Origin of the sequence: Curtobacterium sp. APC 4022, from assembly GCF_030407555.1 — a bacterium.
Classification (GTDB): domain Bacteria; phylum Actinomycetota; class Actinomycetes; order Actinomycetales; family Microbacteriaceae; genus Curtobacterium.
The window spans coordinates 13,039-28,024 of sequence record NZ_JASDDD010000047.1 but is presented as its reverse complement, the minus strand read 5'-3'; the positions used below and the strand labels follow the sequence as shown (position 1 = coordinate 28,024).

The window sequence follows — 14,986 nt, the reverse complement described above, 5'->3', positions numbered from 1 at the left end:
CGCCGGCGCTGCCGGGGCCGGGGCCCGGGCGGGTGCCGCCGGTGCCGGCGGCCCCCGCGCCGGCACGTGGGCCGGACGGGCGGGGGTGACGACGTTGCCGACGGCCCGTCCGACGCCCTCGACCGTCCCGCCGATGCCCGACACGACACCGCCCAGCAGGCCGTCCGAGCGCTGCGACGAGGTCGTCTGCGCGCTGCTCGAGGGAGTTCCACCCAGGTTGAGCACCCCGGCCGAGGCGGGCCGAGCACCGAAGAAGAGCGACAGCAGCACGAGTGCCAGCGCGATGCCGGAGGCCATGAGGGCCCAACGGATCACCGCGTTGAGGGGTGCACGCATCGATGCGTCCATGCGCTCACCTCCTGATCTCGGCTGCGCACGTAGAGTGGTTGACCGGCACGGTACGCCTGCACAGGTGCCGTGCGGAACCCATTCCCAAGAAAAAGTCAGGAACCGTCGTGCCCTCGACCTTCAGCGCCCCGACCCGCAACCTCGACGTCGTCACCCTGCACGAGATCCTCCGCCTGCGGCAGGACGTGTTCGTGGTGGAACAGGCCTGCGCCTACGACGACATCGACGGCCGCGACCTCGAGCCGGGCACGGTGCAGTTCTGGGCGGGCAGTGGGTCCGTCGACGCCACCCTGCGTCTGCTCCGCGAGCCCGACGGCACCGAGCGGATCGGCCGTGTCGCGACGGCGGCGCACGCCCGCGGCAAGGGCCTCGGCGCCGCGCTGATGCAGGCGGCCATCGCCGAGAGCCGCTCGGAGCGGATCAGCATCAACGCGCAGGCGCACCTCGGCGAGTGGTACGCGCAGTTCGGCTTCGTGCGCTCGGGCGAGGACTTCCTCGAGGACGCGATCCCGCACACCCCGATGGTCCGCCCGCGCTGACGGCCCAGGCCCGCCGGCCTCAGGCCTGCCAGCGGCGAAGTTCGCCGTAGGACCGGGCCTGGTGCTCCCGGTCCGCGACCAGCCGTTCGAACACGATCGACGTCTGCGTCGTCGCGACGGACGGGTCCCCGCTCAGCTCGTCGGCGACGAAGTCCCGCAGTTGCTCGGTCGACGTGCAGGCGATGTGCACGAGGAAGTCCTTGTCGCCGGCCAGGAACGACACGTCGAGCACCACCGGCACCCGGAGCAGGCGTTTCGCGAACTCCCGCAGCTCGTGCCGGGCGGCGGCGTGCACCCGGACGGAGACCATCGCCTCGATCGAGAACCCGAGTCGGGCGATGTCGACCTCGGCCCGGTACCCGGTGATGATGCCGGCGTCCTCGAGTGCCCGGACCCGCACCAGGCAGGTCGACGGTGCGATGCCCACGGCGGCGGCGAGCCGGTTGTTCGGGATCCGGGCATCGGAGGCCAGGACCCAGAGGATCCGTTCGTCGACCTCGTCGAGGCGCGGCGGTGTGGCGTCGGGGCGGCGGACGATGCGGTCGGACACGGCACCACCGTAACGCCGGTCACATCGCCAGGGTCATCCCGACCACGGCGACGGTCATCGCGAACACCTCGCCGCTGCGCACGGCGCGACGGTCCTCCCGGGCCCACTCGTACCGGAGCAACCACCCGCTGAAGGCGCAGTAGCCGATCACGCCGGCGCCGAGCACCGCGGTGAGGACCAGGGCGTGGGCGTGCACGCCACCTCCGCCGAGTTCGGACGCGTGCCCCATCAGCAGCATCCCCGCCATCACGACGGCGGAGAGTGCCCGGTGTACGTCCATCGGCTCGGCACGACGACCGTCCCGCCGACGTCGGCGCACCACGGGCATCGGCGCGAGGAAGAGCAGCAGTGCCGCGGCGAGGATCGTCCATGACGGGCCGGCCTGGACGACGGGCATGAGCATCGCGACGAGCATCACGGCCGCGGGGACGATCACGCCCGGACGCGGGCGGTACCGGTCGCCGACGATGCAGCACACCGAGGCGAACTGCGGCACGACGAGCATGGCGTCGGCGACGGTCCCGTGCACGGGTGGGGTCAGCCCTCGGTGCGGGCGGCGCGCTCCTGCTTCACGCGCACGTTCTCGGTGCGGACCGCGGCCTGGGTCGAACGCTCCTGCACCAGCCACGCGGGCATGTCCTGCAGGAGCTGCTTGATCTGCTCGGTGGTGAGGACGTCGTCCACACCGGCGCGGGCGAGTCCGGAGATCGACACCCCGAGGCGCGCGGCGACGACCGGGCGGGGGTGCGGACCGTCACGACGGAGGTCCTGCAGCCACGTCGGCGGTTCGCTCTGCAGTTCGTCGAACGTCGTGCGAGCGATCGGGCCCGCACGGAACGACTCGGGTGTCGCCGAGAGGAGGATGCCGAGCTTCTTGGCAGCGGTCTCGGGCTTCATGGTCTGTTCCTGGGCCATGGTGACCAGAGTACGGCCCCTATGCTCGGGTGCATGACCGCGCTCTCCATCGCCTTCGTACCCGGGGTCTCCCCCGCCAAGTGGGTACGGGTCTGGCGTCAGCGCCGACCGGACGTCGACCTCGTCCTCATGCCGGTCACCGCGGACGGGGTCCTCGACGCGATCGAGGGCGACGCCGACATGGTCTTCGCCCGGATGCCGGTCCCCGAGCGGGCCGAGGGCGACCAGCCGCACGCGATCCCGCTGTGGACCGAGACGGCCGTCGTCGCCGCCCCGAAGGACTCGCCCCTCGCCGACCTCGACGAGGTCACCGAGGCGGACCTCGCCGGCGTCACCGTCCTCGACGCCGGGCCCGTCCCGGCGGACGTCGGGGCAGCGCTCGACCTGGTCGAGGCCAACGTCGGCGTCGTCGTCCTCCCCCAGTCGCTCTTCCGTGCCGAGAGCCGGAAGTCCCTGGTCTCCCGGCCGCTCGCCGGCTCCCCCGGCACCCGCGTCGCGCTCGTCTGGCGCGACGAGGACGCCTCGGAGCTCACCGAGGAGTTCATCGGCGTCGTCCGCGGGCGGACCGCGAACAGCTCGCGGCAGCAGGACCAGCCGGGAGGCTCGGATCCCGACGAGCAGGACAGCGCACGTCCGAAGGCGGCCGGCAAGGCCTCCGGCAAGGCGCCCGGCGGCAAGGCCACGGCGGCGAACGCGAAGACCGTCGCCAAGCGGAGCGCCACGAAGGGCACCGGCGCGAAGAGCGGCGGCGGCAAGAACTCCACCGGTCGCGGCCGCACCCCGCGCGGCATGTCCGGCAAGCCGAAGCGTGGCTCGAAAGGCAACCGCTGACGATGGACTCCGCAGTGCCAGGCACGACCCCGACTCCGGCTCCGGCGCCGAGCGACGTGCGTCTCGTGCCGATGCCCGGCGAGCGGATGCCGGGCTGGTTGGACCGTTCGATGGCGGACTACGTGGCCTCGCGCATCCGGTCAGGTGAGAGCCCCGAGGCCGCCGAGACGAACATGCGGCAGTCCCTCGACAAGTGGTTCCCGGGCGGGTCGCCCGCAGCGGGTCACCACGTGTGGGAGCTGACGCTCGCGGACGACACCGTGGTGGGGCAGCTCTGGGTCGGCCCGCTCACGGCGGGCAGCACCGAGTGGTGGGTCTTCGAGGTCGAGGTCGACGCCGCACACCGACGGCAGGGCCACGCGCGGCGGGGGCTCGAACTCGCCCACGTCGTCGCTCGGGACGCTGGCGCGACGAGCATCGGGCTCAACGTCTTCGGCTACAACACCGGCGCGCGCCACCTGTACGAGGAGCTCGGGTACGAGGTCGCCGCGGTGCAGATGCGGCTCCCGCTCACCTGAGCGTCAGCCGGACCTCAGTCCGGCCAGATGCCCGAGGTCGCCCGTCGGTGGCTGCCGAGCAGGTGCGTGTCGACGATCCCCAGTGCCTCCATCAGGGCGTGCATCGTGGTCGGCCCGACGAAGGCGAAGCCGCGCTTCCGCAGCGCCTTCGACAGCGCGGTCGACTCCGGGCTGGTGGTCGGGACCTCCGCGGCCGTCCGGGGCCTGGGCGTGTCGTCCGGCCGGAACGACCACACGAAGTCGGCCAGTCCCCCGTCTGCCCGGAGTGCGACGGTGGCGTTCGCGTTGGTGATCGTCGCGGCGATCTTCGCGCGGTTCCGGACGATGCCGGCGTCGCCGAGCAGCCGGGCGACGTCGTCGTCGTCGAACGCGGCGACGGTGTCCGGGTCGAAGTCGGCGAACGCTGCCCGGAACGCCGGCCGTTTCGCCAGGATCGTGCGCCAGGACAGCCCGGACTGGAACGCCTCGAGCGAGAGCCGCTCGAACACGCCCCGCTCGTCACGGACCGGCATCCCCCACTCGGTGTCGTAGTAGGCACGCAGCATCGGGTCGGTCGACGCCCAGAGCGGTCGGGCGAGGCCGTCGGCGCCGGTCACGAGGTCGTCGGTCATCCCCCGATCTTCCCGCAAGACGAGAGGTCAGTCGGCGGGCGGGCCGTCCTCCTGCGCGGCGGGGTCCATCCAGACGTACTCCCAGCGGTGGCCGTCGGGGTCGTTGAAGCTCCGCTGGAACATGAAGCCGAGGTCCATCTCCGGCCGGTCCTCGGTGCCGCCGGCTACGAGTGCCGCGTCGACGATCCGGTGCACCTCGTCCTTGGTCTCGGCGCTGAGGGAGTTGATGACCTCGATCGTGTCCGGCGCGGCGATCGCCTTGTCGGTGAACTCCGAGAACTTCGCGTGCGTCAGGAGCATCACGTACACCGTGTCGCTGACGACGATGCTCGAGGCGGTGTCGTCGCTGAACACCGGGTTGAGCGGGTAGCCGAGCGCCTGGTAGAACGCGGTCGCCCGCGCCAGGTCGGACACCGGCAGGTTGATGAACACCATGGTCGACATGTGGGGTCCCTTCCGTCGTGACCAACCTGGACCCCGGACCGCGCCCACGCAACCGTTCCGTGGTGGAACCGACGGCAGGTCGGCACGGACAGCCGCCGAGCCGGGACGACACCCCGTGCCGACCGCCGTCTCCGCCCACCCACCCGCTCGGTAGGCTCGCCGCATGCGCATCCTCGTCCTCAACGGCCCGAACCTGGACATCCTCGGCCGACGGGACCCGGCGCAGTACGGCACCGTGACGCTCGCCGACCTCGAGGGCATCGTGCGCGCCGAGGCCGCCGAGCACGGACACGAGGTCGACTTCCGGCAGACCAACCGCGAGGGCGAGCTCGTCGACTGGCTGCACGAGGCGCTCGACGACCACGACGCCGTCGTCATCAACCCGGCCGCCTACGCGCACACCTCGGTCGCACTGCACGACGCGGTCGAGGCACTGAGCGTGCCCGTGGTCGAGGTGCACCTGTCGAACACGTGGAAGCGCGAGCCGTTCCGCCACGTCGACCACGTCGCCACGGCCGCGACCGCGGTCATCGCGGGCGCCGGGGCGGACGGGTACCGCCTGGCGGTCGCGCACGTCGCCGCACTCCTGCGCGGCTGACCCATCTGCGCGGCTGACGGTCCTGCGCGGCTGACGGGCTCGGACCGCCGCCGGCCGGGAGGCCCGTCAGAACTCCGCCGGCCGCCGCACCTCGTCGACGCCCGCCGCCACGAACCCGCCGCGGATGATCGGCATCGCCCGACGGACGGCCTGGTCGATCCGCAGCTCGAGGTCGACGCTCGCGATGTCGTAGCCACCGACGCGCTTGTCGAAGTCCCGCTCGTTGCCGAACACCGCCAGCGGCAGCGTCGTCGACTGGAAGAACCCGAACAGCGGCCGCATCTGGTGCTCGACGAGCAGCGCGTGCCGGTCGCTGCCCCCGGTCGCCGTGAGCAGCACCGGGGTGTCGACCAGGTCGTACTGCCCGATCCAGTCGAAGAAGAGCTTGAACGCCCCGGAGTACGCGGCACGGAAGGCCGGACTGCCGACGACCAGGACGTCCGCGGCCTCGACGGCCTCGAGCGCTGCCCGCGTGGCGTCCGACATGTGCTCGCGGTCGACGGCGGCGCCGAGGTCCGCCAGCAGCGGGCCGATCTCGACGATGACGGTCTCGGCGTCCGGCAGCTCGGCGGCGAGCCGGTCGACGGTCGCGGCGACGAGGGTCGAGGTGCGGGACGGGTCGGACGGGCTGCCGCTGACCCCGACGACGAGGGAACTGCTCATGCGGTCGATGCTCACACGCCCCGCACGCGCCGGTCGCCGATGTGACGACATGTGTCACCCGGCACCGCGCGGACTCCCGGGCGCGCGGGCGTACCGTCCGGCAGATGCAGACCTTCCTGCCGTTCGCGGACTTCCGCGCCTCTGCCGAGGTGCTCGACGACAAGCGCCTCGGCAAGCAGCGGGTCGAGACCCTGCAGGTGATGCGCGCGCTGACCCTGCCCGACTACGGCTGGCAGCACCATCCGGTCACCGCGATGTGGCGGGGGTTCCGGCCGGCCCTGATGGCGTACCAGGACGCCACCTGCCGGGTGTGGCTCGAGCGCGGGCACGCCGACACCTGTCTCGAGAAGACCCTGGCGGACCTGGCACTCGTGCCGGAGGACCTGGCGGCGTACGAGCGAGGTGACTTCGAGGTGCCCTCGTGGAACACCGACGAGCGCGTGCACCTGTCGCACCGCTCGAAGCTCGTGCAGAAGGCCCCGGAGCACTACCGACCGCTCTTCCCCGACGTGCCGGACGACCTCGACTACCTGTGGCCCGGCACGGTGGAGCACCGCACGACCGCCTGAGTGGGACCGGGTCCGCCGCACCCCGGGGGGAACGGGACACATCGTTCAGGGGTCGATGGTCCCGGAGGCCGCGGCGGGCCCGGTCGTTCCGGGACGACCCGGCAGGGGCCGGTGTCCCGGCCGGACGCGCATCAGGGGATGCGTCCGGTCCAGCGCACCGCCGGGAGGGACGGTGCAGGTCGAGAGGTCAGTTCCGGTCGCGGTCTCCCCGGTACCGGTCGGACTCGGTCGGCGCCGCCATCGCGTGGCCGGCGCGCGCGAGCCGTGCGGGCAGGAGTGCGCTGGCGAGGGTCGCGAGGACGCCGACGACGGCGACCACCGCGAGCGGACCGGCGTCGAGGCCGTGCGCGGAACCGACGGCGAGCGCCAGGACCGTCGCCGGTGCGGGCAGGAGCTGGACCGCACGGAAGCGGTCGTCCTGCGTCACCGGGGTGGTCGTCACGTTCGCCATGCCTCCACTCTGGTCGAGAGTGCTTGTCCGCAATAGAGGGGACACGTCCCCAGACCTGGAGTAGAACGTCTAGTACACCTCGTCAGGCGAGCGACCGGACGGCCGAGACGGCGGCGACCACGGCCTCCACGACGGCCGTCGCGTCCGCGGTCGTGAGCGTCGCGTCGAACGTCAGCCGGACTGCGGACCGGGCCAGGTCGTCCGGGAGGCCCAGCGCGGTCAGCACGTGCGAGGCCTCGGTGCTGCCCGCGGCGCAGGCGCTGCCGGAGGAGGACACGACGTCGCGTCGTTCCAGCTCGAGCAGCACCGTCTCGCCGTGCACGCCCGGGAAGCAGAAGGAGGCGTGCCCCGGCAGGCGGTGCTCGGCCGACCCGGTGAGTCGTGCGCCCGGCACCCGGTCGAGCACCCCGGCGACGACGAGGTCCCGCACCGTCGCAGCGTGGGCTGCGGCGGCCTCCCGCTCGGCGAGGACACTCCCCCAGGCGGCGGCGAGTCCGACCGCGCCGGCGACGTCCTCGGTGCCCGAGCGACGGCCGCGCTCCTGTCCCCCGCCGTGCACGAGCGGTTCGAGCTGGGCCCCGGCGCGGACGGCGAGCGCGCCGGTCCCCTTCGTGGCGCCGAGCTTGTGCCCGGAGATCGAGACCGCGTCGACTCCCAGGACGTCGAGGCCGACGGGCAGCCAGGGGGCGGACTGCACGGCGTCGGTGTGGAAGCGGGCCCCGACCTCGTGGGCGATCGCGACGAGCCCGGCGATGTCCTGCACCGTGCCGATCTCGTTGTCGGCGTGCGCGATCGAGACGAGGGTGGAGTCCGGTCGGAGTGCGGCGCGCAGGGTGTCCGGCGCGACGGTTCCGTCCGACTCGACCGGGAGCACCGTCACCTCGAAGCCGTGGAACCGTTCGAGGTACCGGCAGCTCTCGAGGACCGCCTCGTGTTCGATCGCGCTCGTGACGACGTGGCGGCCGCGGGGTGTGGCGAGGGCGATGCCCTTCACCGCGGTGTTCGCCCCCTCGGTCCCCCCGCTCGTGAAGACGACCTCGCCCGGGCGGCAGCCGAGCGCCCCGGCGACGACGGTCCTGGCGGCGGCGAGGCCCCGGGCGGCAGCGTCCCCGATGCCGTGGGTCGACGACGGGTTGCCGAAGGTGCCGGTCAGGTAGGGCCACATCGCCTCGAGGACCTCGCGGCGGACCGGCGTGGTGGCGGCACGGTCGAGGTAGAACACGCCGCGTGCCTCAGGCGGTGACGTCGACGTCGAGCCCGAGGTCGAGCGCCCGTGCCGAGTGGGTCAGGGCACCGACCGAGACGATGTCCACCCCGGTGGCGGCGATCGCGGCGACCGTGTCGAGGGACACCCCGCCCGAGGCCTCGACGAGCGCCCGGCCGGCCACGAGGGCGACGCCGTCCTGGAGCATCGGCACGGTGAAGTTGTCGAGCATGATCGTGTCGACGCCGGCGCTGACGACGGCTTCGATCTGGTCGATCCGGTCGACCTCCACCTCGAGGTGCACGGTGTGACCGAGCCGGGCCCGGGCAGCGCGGATCGCGTCGCCGATGCCGACCCCCTCGGCGAGCAGCACCGCCAGGTGGTTGTCCTTCGCCAGCACCGCGTCGGACAGCGACGTCCGGTGGTTGTGACCGCCGCCGCAGCGGACCGCGTGCCGCTCGAGTGCGCGGAGGCCGGGCGTGGTCTTCCGGGTGTCGACGATCCGGGCGCCGGTCCCGACCGTCGCGTCGACGTACCGCGCGGTCAGGGTGGCGATGCCGGACATCCGCTGCACCAGGTTGAGCGCGACCCGCTCGGCCCGGAGCACCGAGCGCGCCGATCCGCTGACGCTCGCGATGACGTCCCCGGCGGCGAAGGTCGCACCGTCGCGGCGGGCGAGGGCGACGACGAGGCCCGGGTCGACGGCGTGCATCACCGCGACGAAGACCTCACCACCGGCGAGCACGCCGGGTTCGCGGGCCGCCAGGATCGCGGTCGCGGTGGCCGAGGCGGGGATCAGGGTCTCGCTCGTGACATCGCCCCAGGGGGCGTCCTCCTCGAGCGCGGTGTCGATCACCCGGCGGAGCGCGTGCGGCGGGATCGTGCCCGGGTCGGGGACCGCCGCGGCCGGTGCAGCAGTGGTCCTGGTGGTCGTCGTGCTGGTGGTCGTCGTGCTGGTCATGCGAGTGCTCCCTGTCGGGCGGACGTGCGGCGGGGTGCGGCGGCGGACGGTGCCGCGGCGGACGGTGCGGGTGTCGCGGTGACCCAGGCGAGCGTCACGGGTGCGGCCGGGTCGGTGTCCGGGTGGTCGGTCCGGGCGTGGGCACCGCGGGACTCCGTGCGGGCCTCGGCAGCGCGGGCGGTGAGCCGGGCGAGGTCGAGCAGGGCGCGGTCCTCGGCGTCCCGCACGGTGGTCGGTGCCGGCGCGGACAGTCCGGCCAGGGCAGCGCGGGCCCCGGCGAGCCCGGCCGCGTCGCGGAGCAGGCCGACGTGGTCGGTCATGACGGACTGCAGCGCCTGCCGGACGGAGGTGGACGGACCGGGGTGGGTCGCGCCTCCCGTCCGGTCGCCGGCGGGTTCGACGACCGTCGGGACGAGCGCCGTGTCGCCGCGCAGGCGGAGCCGGCCCGGTCGCGGGCTGCCGAGCGCGTCGGCCGCGCGGACCGCGAAGACGAGCCCCTCGAGCAGCGAGTTCGACGCCAGTCGGTTGGCGCCGTGGACGCCGGTGCAGGCGGCCTCGCCGACCGCCAGGAGACCCGGGAGGCTCGTCCGGCCCTCCGTGTCCGTCGCGATCCCGCCCATCGCGTAGTGCGCGGCCGGGGTGACCGGGACGCCCTCGCGGGTCCAGTCGAAGCCGGCCGACCGGGTGGCGCGGGTGAGGCCGGGGAACCGGCCGACGAGGAAGTCGGGGTCGAGTCCGGTCGCGTCGAGGAGCACCGGTCGGCCGTCCTGCGCCCGGACGGCCGCGGCGATCCCCCGGGCGACGACGTCCCGCGGGGCGAGCTCGGCGTCGGGGTGGACGTCGGTCATGAAGCGGTGTCCGGCAGCGTCGCGGAGGACGGCTCCCTCGCCGCGGACGGCCTCGGAGACCAGGCCGCCGTCCGGCACCGCGAGTCGGGTCGGGTGGAACTGGACGAACTCCAGGTCGGCGAGCACGGCCCCGGCACGCCAGGCGGCGGCGGTGCCGTCACCGGTCGCGACCAGCGGGTTCGTCGTCTCGCGGTACAGGTGCCCGGCGCCGCCGGAGGCGATCAGCACGGCGTCCGCGCCGATCCGCCGGGGTTCGCCGAGCAGGTCGAGGACGTCGATCCCGACGACCTGGCCGTCGCGGACCACGAGGTCGGTGAGGCAGGTGCGTTCGAGGATCGTCACGTGTCGGCGGTGCAGGGCGGCCACGAGGGTCCGTTCGACGGCGGCACCGGTCGCGTCGCCGTCCGCGTGCAGGACGCGCCAGCGGGCGTGCGCGGCCTCACGTCCGCGCGCCAGGTCATCGCCGTAGCGGTCGAGGGTCGCCGGGTCGGTGCTGCGGTCGAACGGCACGCCGAGTGCGAGCAGGTCGCGGACCCGGGCTGGGCCGTCGGTGCAGAGGACGTCGACGGCGCGGGCGTCGGCACTGCCCGCCGCGGCGAGGTGGGTGTCGTGCTCGTGCAGGGCGGCGGAGTCGTCCGCGCCGAGCGCCACCGCGATGCCGCCCTGAGCCCATGCGGTGGCGCCGTCGGCGAGCGCGCTCTTCGTGACGAGGGTCACGTCGTGGCGCGCGCTGGCGCGGATGGCGGCGGTGAGGCCGGCGATGCCCGACCCGACGACGACGACGTGCACCGTCAGGCCCGGGTGGTGGTCGCGGGCGCGTCGGCGGCGGCCGGGCCGGTGGCGGCCGGGGCGGTCGCGGCGGGGCCCGGGTCGCGTTGACCTGCCAGCGGGCGGGGCTTGGCGGCGAGCATCCGCTCGAGGGCGACCTTCGCGTCGACCTGCACCGCGGCGGGCACCACGATCTCGTTGAGGACCTCGCCGCGGACGAGCGCCTCGAGCACCCACGCCAGGTAGCCGGGGTGGATCCGGTACATCGTCGAGCACGGGCAGACGACGGGGTCCAGGCAGGAGATCGTGTGCTGCGGGTACTCAGCGGCCAGGCGGTTCACCATGTTGATCTCGGTGCCGATCGCGAAGGTCGTCGGCTCGGTGGCGGCGGCGACGGTCTTCCGGATCAGGTCCGTGCTGCCCGCGACGTCGGCGGCGTCGACGACGTCCATCGGGCACTCCGGGTGCACGATCACCGTGACGTCGGGGTGCTCACGGCGGGCCTGCTCGATCTGGTCGACCGTGAAGCGGCGGTGCACCGAGCAGAAGCCGTGCCACAGGACGACCTGCGCCTCGAGCAGTTCGTCGGCCGTGTTGCCGCCGCCGGCCAGCCGCGGGTTCCACAGCGGCATCCGGTCGGTGCTGATGCCCATCGCCTTCGCGGTGTTCCGGCCCAGGTGTTGGTCGGGGAAGAAGAGCACGCGCTGCCCGCGCTCGAACGCCCACTCGAGCACCGTCGCCGCGTTCGAGGACGTGCAGACGATGCCGCCGTTCCGCCCGCAGAACGCCTTGAGGTCGGCGGCGGAGTTCATGTAGGTGACGGGGATGACCGGCACGCGGCCGTCGGCGTCGGGCTCGGTGCCGTAGAGCGCGGTGAGATCGGCCCAGGCCGCCTCGACGCTGTCGATGTCGGCCATGTCCGCCATCGAGCAGCCCGCGGCCAGGTTCGGCAGGATCACGCGCTGGTCGTCCCGCGCCAGGATGTCGGCCGTCTCCGCCATGAAGTGGACGCCGCAGAACACGATCGCTTCGGCGTCGGGCTTGGTCAGCGCCGCGTTGGCGAGCTGGAAGGAGTCGCCCAGGAAGTCCGCGTGCCGGACGACCTCGTCCCGCTGGTAGAAGTGCCCGAGGACGACCACGCGGTCCCCCAGGGTCGCCTTCGCCCGCTCGATGCGCTCGTGCAGTTCGTCGTCGGGGGCGTTCTTGTACTCGTCCGGGATCACGCCCTGCCGCGGGGCGGAGGTCGGGATGACGTCGGACATCGACGAACCGGGGCCGTAGCCGGGGACGCTGTCGAAGTCCCAGGTCGGCGCGGCGAGGTCGGGCGTGCAGGTGGCGCCGGCCGCCCGGCCGTTGGAGATCAGTTCGATGGTGGTCGCGATGGACACGGCGGTTCCCGTCTCAGCTCAGGGGATGGGTCAGGGCGTCGTCAGCGGGCCGTTGTCCGCGTACGACAGGTCGGGGTTCGAGCGGTACAGCCGAGCCGGTCGGTGCCGCCCGCCGCTCGTGGTCTCGTCGGTCGGCAGGACCGCGTCGCTCTGGGCGACCTGCCGACGGAAGTTGGCGGGGTCGAGCGTCTGCCCGAGCACCGCCTCGTACACGCCGCGGAGCTCGGCGAGTGTGAACCGGTCACCGAGGAACGCCTGCGCGATGCGGGAGTACGACATCTTGTTGCGGAGCCGCCACAGTGCGTACTCGACGATGCGGTCGTGGTCGAAGGCCAGCGGCGGGTGTTCGTCGGCGAGGAACCACCGCACGTTCCAGTCGTCCGGCACGACGTTCGCCTCGTCCGGGTGCACGAGGGCCCAGTAGACGACGGACACGACCCGCGTCGGCGAGCGGTCGACGGCGCCGAACGCGTAGAGCTGTTCCAGGTAGCGCGGCTGCACCTTGGTCGTCTCGCGGAGGCGCGCGGCGGCCGAGTCGTCGAGCCCCTCGTCCGCCCCGACCCAGCCACCGGGCAACGCCCAGGAGCCCTCGAACGGCTCGGTCACGCGTCGGACCAGCGGCATCCAGAGTGCGGGCACACCGGTGTCGGGGTGCGGACGGAGCGCGACGATCACGGTCGAGACCGCCAGGCGGATACCGGTGTCGTCCATCGCTGCACCCCTTGTCGTTTGTTATGGTCATTGCGACCCGAACTGTTCGGGTACTGATGACCGTATCACGATGGTCACCGGACCGGAACGCAGCCGTGACGCCGGGGTAACACGCCGCTCGTAGCATCGGCCGCATGGGCAGCACCACGAGGAAGCACGCCGTCGTGACCGGAGCCGTGCAGGGCGTCGGGTTCCGGTACTGGACGGCACGGAAGGCCGACGGGCTCGAGCTCGTCGGGTACGCACGGAACCTGTTCGACGGCACCGTCGAGGTCGAGGCGGAAGGCCCCGGCCCCGCGGTCGACGCCCTCGTCGTGATGCTCCGCTCCGGCCCGCCGTCGGCGACCGTCACCGACGTGGCCGTGCGGGAGGTCGCCCCGCTCGGCGAGGACGACGGCTTCCGCATCCTGCACTGACGCGGGCGACACGCGGAGTTCGCCCCGCGTTCTGCGGCAGTCGGGAATGCTGTGGTCCTGTCAGCTCTTGCAGCATCGGTACCCACCCGTCGTGGGTCCACCGTCACACCACGAAGACACCAGGAGCCCCCTTGACCCAGGCCGTCGACTCCGCACCCCGCACCGGGTCCGTCGAAGAGTCCTCCCCCGCGGGCAACCGCCTCGTGATCGGACTGCTGCTCGTCTCGGCGTTCGTCGTCATCCTCAACGAGACGATCATGGGCGTGGCGCTGCCGCGACTCATGGACGACCTCGGCATCAGCGCCGCGACCGGGCAGTGGCTGACCACCGGCTTCCTGCTCACCATGGCCGTCGTGATCCCGATCACCGGCTACCTGCTGCAGCGCTTCAACACCCGACCGGTGTTCGTCTGGGCGATGAGCCTGTTCTCCGCCGGCACGCTCATCGCACTGCTCGCACCGGGCTTCACGATGCTGCTCATCGGGCGCATCGTGCAGGCCAGCGGCACTGCGATCATGATGCCGCTGCTCATGACCACCGTCCTGACCCTCATCGAGCCGGCCCACCGCGGCCGCGTGATGGGCAACATCTCGATCGTCATCTCGGTCGCCCCCGCGATCGGCCCGACGATCTCCGGCCTCATCCTCAACGCGTTCTCGTGGCGCTGGCTGTTCGGCTTCGTCCTGCCGATCGCGCTCGCCGCCCTCGTGCTCGGCATGGTGAAGGTCCGCAACGTCTCGACCCCGCGCAAGTCCGCGATCGACGTGTTCTCCGTCGTCCTGTCCGCCTTCGCGTTCGGCGGCATCGTCTACGGCCTGTCGAGCATCGGCGAGGCCGCGGACACCGGGTACGGCGTACCGATCGGTGCACTCGTCGTGGGCTTCGTCGCCCTCGCGGTGTTCATCGTCCGCCAGACCCGGCTGCAGCGCCGTGACGCCGCGCTGCTCGACCTCCGCACCTTCAGCACCAAGGGCTTCACCATCCCGATCGTCGCGATGGCGATCAGCTTCATGGCGATGTTCGGCACGCTGATCCTGCTGCCGATCTACCTCGAGCGGGTGCTCGGCCTCGAGGTCCTGCAGGTCGGCCTGCTGCTGCTCCCCGGCGGCCTGCTGATGGGGCTGCTGTCCCCGATCGTCGGCCGTCTCTACGACCGCTACGGCCCGCGCATGCTGCTCATCCCCGGATCGATCATCATCAGCGCCGTGCTCTGGGCGCTCTCGACGGTCACCGCGGACACCAGCGTCACGTTCGTCCTCGTCGCCCACATCGTGCTGAGCCTCGGCTTGGCGCTGACCTTCACGCCGCTGTTCACCGCAGCCCTCGGTGGCCTGCCGCCGCGCCTGTACTCGCACGGCAGCGCCGTCCTCGGCACCGCCCAGCAGCTCGCCGGTGCGGCCGGCACGGCACTCTTCGTCACGCTGCTGACACTCGGCGCCACCGCCGCGGCGACGAACGGCGACGTCGCCGGTGCCGCGACCGCCGCCGAGGCCACCGCCCGGGCGACCGCGTCCGGCGTGCACTCCGCGTTCCTCGTCGGCGCGGTGATCTCCATGCTCGGCATCATCGCCTCGGCGATGGTCCGGAAGCCGGCCACCCCGGAGGGTGCACCCGCACCCGCCATGCACTGACCGCTCCCGCTCCGACCACGCG

At 72.8% G+C, this 14,986-nt stretch carries 20 protein-coding genes; 7 read left to right on the top strand and 13 right to left on the bottom strand.

The window, feature by feature from the left end:
- Positions 1 to 348, bottom strand: a 348-nt coding sequence (locus tag QL987_RS13515; protein WP_290158098.1) for a hypothetical protein, incomplete at its 3' end; no start/stop codon positions are given.
- A gap of 107 nt (positions 349 to 455) precedes the next feature.
- On the opposite strand from QL987_RS13515, the gene QL987_RS13510 reads away from it, so the two are divergent.
- Positions 456 to 887: a GNAT family N-acetyltransferase gene (locus QL987_RS13510; protein ID WP_290158097.1), complete on the top strand. Its 432-nt coding sequence runs from the start codon at positions 456 to 458 to the stop codon at positions 885 to 887.
- A gap of 19 nt (positions 888 to 906) precedes the next feature.
- Here QL987_RS13510 and QL987_RS13505 read toward each other — a convergent pair whose 3' ends face one another.
- From QL987_RS13505 to QL987_RS13495, 3 genes are read right to left on the bottom strand one after another with little or no spacing between them, the layout of a single operon-like run.
- Positions 907 to 1,437 (bottom strand): Lrp/AsnC family transcriptional regulator, encoded by a 531-nt coding sequence (locus QL987_RS13505; RefSeq protein ID WP_221852100.1) that lies wholly within the window; start codon positions 1,435 to 1,437, stop codon positions 907 to 909.
- 19 nt (positions 1,438 to 1,456) lie between these two features.
- The gene (locus QL987_RS13500) at positions 1,457 to 1,966 is read right to left on the bottom strand and encodes a hypothetical protein (RefSeq protein ID WP_290158096.1); all 510 of its coding nucleotides are present in this window, start codon (positions 1,964 to 1,966) and stop codon (positions 1,457 to 1,459) included.
- Positions 1,967 to 1,974: 8 nt separating this feature from the next.
- Positions 1,975 to 2,352 carry a DUF5997 family protein gene (locus QL987_RS13495; protein WP_110902580.1) on the bottom strand — a complete coding sequence of 126 codons (378 nt, stop codon included), beginning with the start codon at positions 2,350 to 2,352 and terminating at the stop codon, positions 1,975 to 1,977.
- A gap of 33 nt (positions 2,353 to 2,385) precedes the next feature.
- Between QL987_RS13495 and QL987_RS13490 the strand changes: the two genes are divergently transcribed.
- On the top strand, positions 2,386 to 3,183 hold the full coding sequence (locus tag QL987_RS13490) for a LysR family transcriptional regulator substrate-binding protein (RefSeq protein WP_290158095.1): 798 nt from the start codon (positions 2,386 to 2,388) through the stop codon (positions 3,181 to 3,183).
- Between the two features lie 14 nt (positions 3,184 to 3,197).
- Positions 3,198 to 3,701, top strand: a complete 504-nt coding sequence (locus QL987_RS13485) for a GNAT family N-acetyltransferase (protein WP_290158094.1) — start codon at positions 3,198 to 3,200, stop codon at positions 3,699 to 3,701.
- A 14-nt stretch (positions 3,702 to 3,715) separates the two neighbouring features.
- Here the strand turns inward: QL987_RS13485 and QL987_RS13480 are convergent, their stop codons facing one another.
- Together QL987_RS13480 and QL987_RS13475 are read right to left on the bottom strand one after the other, a co-directional pair.
- Positions 3,716 to 4,312: a DNA-3-methyladenine glycosylase I gene (locus QL987_RS13480; protein ID WP_290158093.1), complete on the bottom strand. Its 597-nt coding sequence runs from the start codon at positions 4,310 to 4,312 to the stop codon at positions 3,716 to 3,718.
- Between the two features lie 27 nt (positions 4,313 to 4,339).
- Positions 4,340 to 4,756: a VOC family protein gene (locus QL987_RS13475; protein ID WP_290158092.1), complete on the bottom strand. Its 417-nt coding sequence runs from the start codon at positions 4,754 to 4,756 to the stop codon at positions 4,340 to 4,342.
- A gap of 163 nt (positions 4,757 to 4,919) precedes the next feature.
- Here QL987_RS13475 and aroQ point away from each other — a divergent pair, with 163 nt between their 5' ends.
- A complete protein-coding gene (aroQ, locus tag QL987_RS13470) occupies positions 4,920 to 5,354 on the top strand; it encodes a type II 3-dehydroquinate dehydratase (RefSeq protein WP_253463867.1) in 435 nt (144 codons plus the stop codon).
- Positions 5,355 to 5,420: 66 nt separating this feature from the next.
- Here aroQ and QL987_RS13465 read toward each other — a convergent pair whose 3' ends face one another.
- Entirely contained in the window at positions 5,421 to 6,017 is a 597-nt protein-coding gene (locus QL987_RS13465) for an NAD(P)H-dependent oxidoreductase (protein WP_181439221.1), read from the bottom strand.
- Between the two features lie 104 nt (positions 6,018 to 6,121).
- Between QL987_RS13465 and QL987_RS13460 the strand changes: the two genes are divergently transcribed.
- Entirely contained in the window at positions 6,122 to 6,586 is a 465-nt protein-coding gene (locus QL987_RS13460; RefSeq protein ID WP_290158091.1) for an MSMEG_6728 family protein, read from the top strand.
- Between the two features lie 187 nt (positions 6,587 to 6,773).
- Here the strand turns inward: QL987_RS13460 and QL987_RS13455 are convergent, their stop codons facing one another.
- From QL987_RS13455 to QL987_RS13430, 6 genes are all read right to left on the bottom strand, one after another.
- Complete coding sequence (locus QL987_RS13455; RefSeq protein ID WP_290158090.1) at positions 6,774 to 7,037, bottom strand: hypothetical protein; 264 nt, start codon at positions 7,035 to 7,037, stop codon at positions 6,774 to 6,776.
- An 82-nt stretch (positions 7,038 to 7,119) separates the two neighbouring features.
- A complete protein-coding gene (locus QL987_RS13450) occupies positions 7,120 to 8,259 on the bottom strand; it encodes a cysteine desulfurase family protein (protein WP_290158089.1) in 1,140 nt (379 codons plus the stop codon).
- 10 nt (positions 8,260 to 8,269) lie between these two features.
- The gene (nadC, locus tag QL987_RS13445) at positions 8,270 to 9,202 is read right to left on the bottom strand and encodes a carboxylating nicotinate-nucleotide diphosphorylase (protein WP_290158088.1); all 933 of its coding nucleotides are present in this window, start codon (positions 9,200 to 9,202) and stop codon (positions 8,270 to 8,272) included.
- The gene (nadB, locus tag QL987_RS13440; RefSeq protein ID WP_290158087.1) at positions 9,199 to 10,839 is read right to left on the bottom strand and encodes an L-aspartate oxidase; all 1,641 of its coding nucleotides are present in this window, start codon (positions 10,837 to 10,839) and stop codon (positions 9,199 to 9,201) included. Before nadB ends, nadC begins: the two co-directional genes overlap by 4 nt.
- 2 nt (positions 10,840 to 10,841) lie before the next feature.
- Positions 10,842 to 12,206, bottom strand: coding sequence for a quinolinate synthase NadA (gene nadA, locus QL987_RS13435; protein WP_290158085.1), 1,365 nt, complete (start codon positions 12,204 to 12,206; stop codon positions 10,842 to 10,844).
- Positions 12,207 to 12,236: 30 nt separating this feature from the next.
- Positions 12,237 to 12,917: an NUDIX domain-containing protein gene (locus QL987_RS13430; RefSeq protein WP_253463883.1), complete on the bottom strand. Its 681-nt coding sequence runs from the start codon at positions 12,915 to 12,917 to the stop codon at positions 12,237 to 12,239.
- A gap of 134 nt (positions 12,918 to 13,051) precedes the next feature.
- On the opposite strand from QL987_RS13430, the gene QL987_RS13425 reads away from it, so the two are divergent.
- Positions 13,052 to 13,333, top strand: coding sequence for an acylphosphatase (locus QL987_RS13425; RefSeq protein WP_111074665.1), 282 nt, complete (start codon positions 13,052 to 13,054; stop codon positions 13,331 to 13,333).
- A gap of 131 nt (positions 13,334 to 13,464) precedes the next feature.
- The gene (locus tag QL987_RS13420; protein WP_111074666.1) at positions 13,465 to 14,964 is read left to right on the top strand and encodes an MDR family MFS transporter; all 1,500 of its coding nucleotides are present in this window, start codon (positions 13,465 to 13,467) and stop codon (positions 14,962 to 14,964) included.
- Positions 14,965 to 14,986 lie beyond the last annotated feature (22 nt).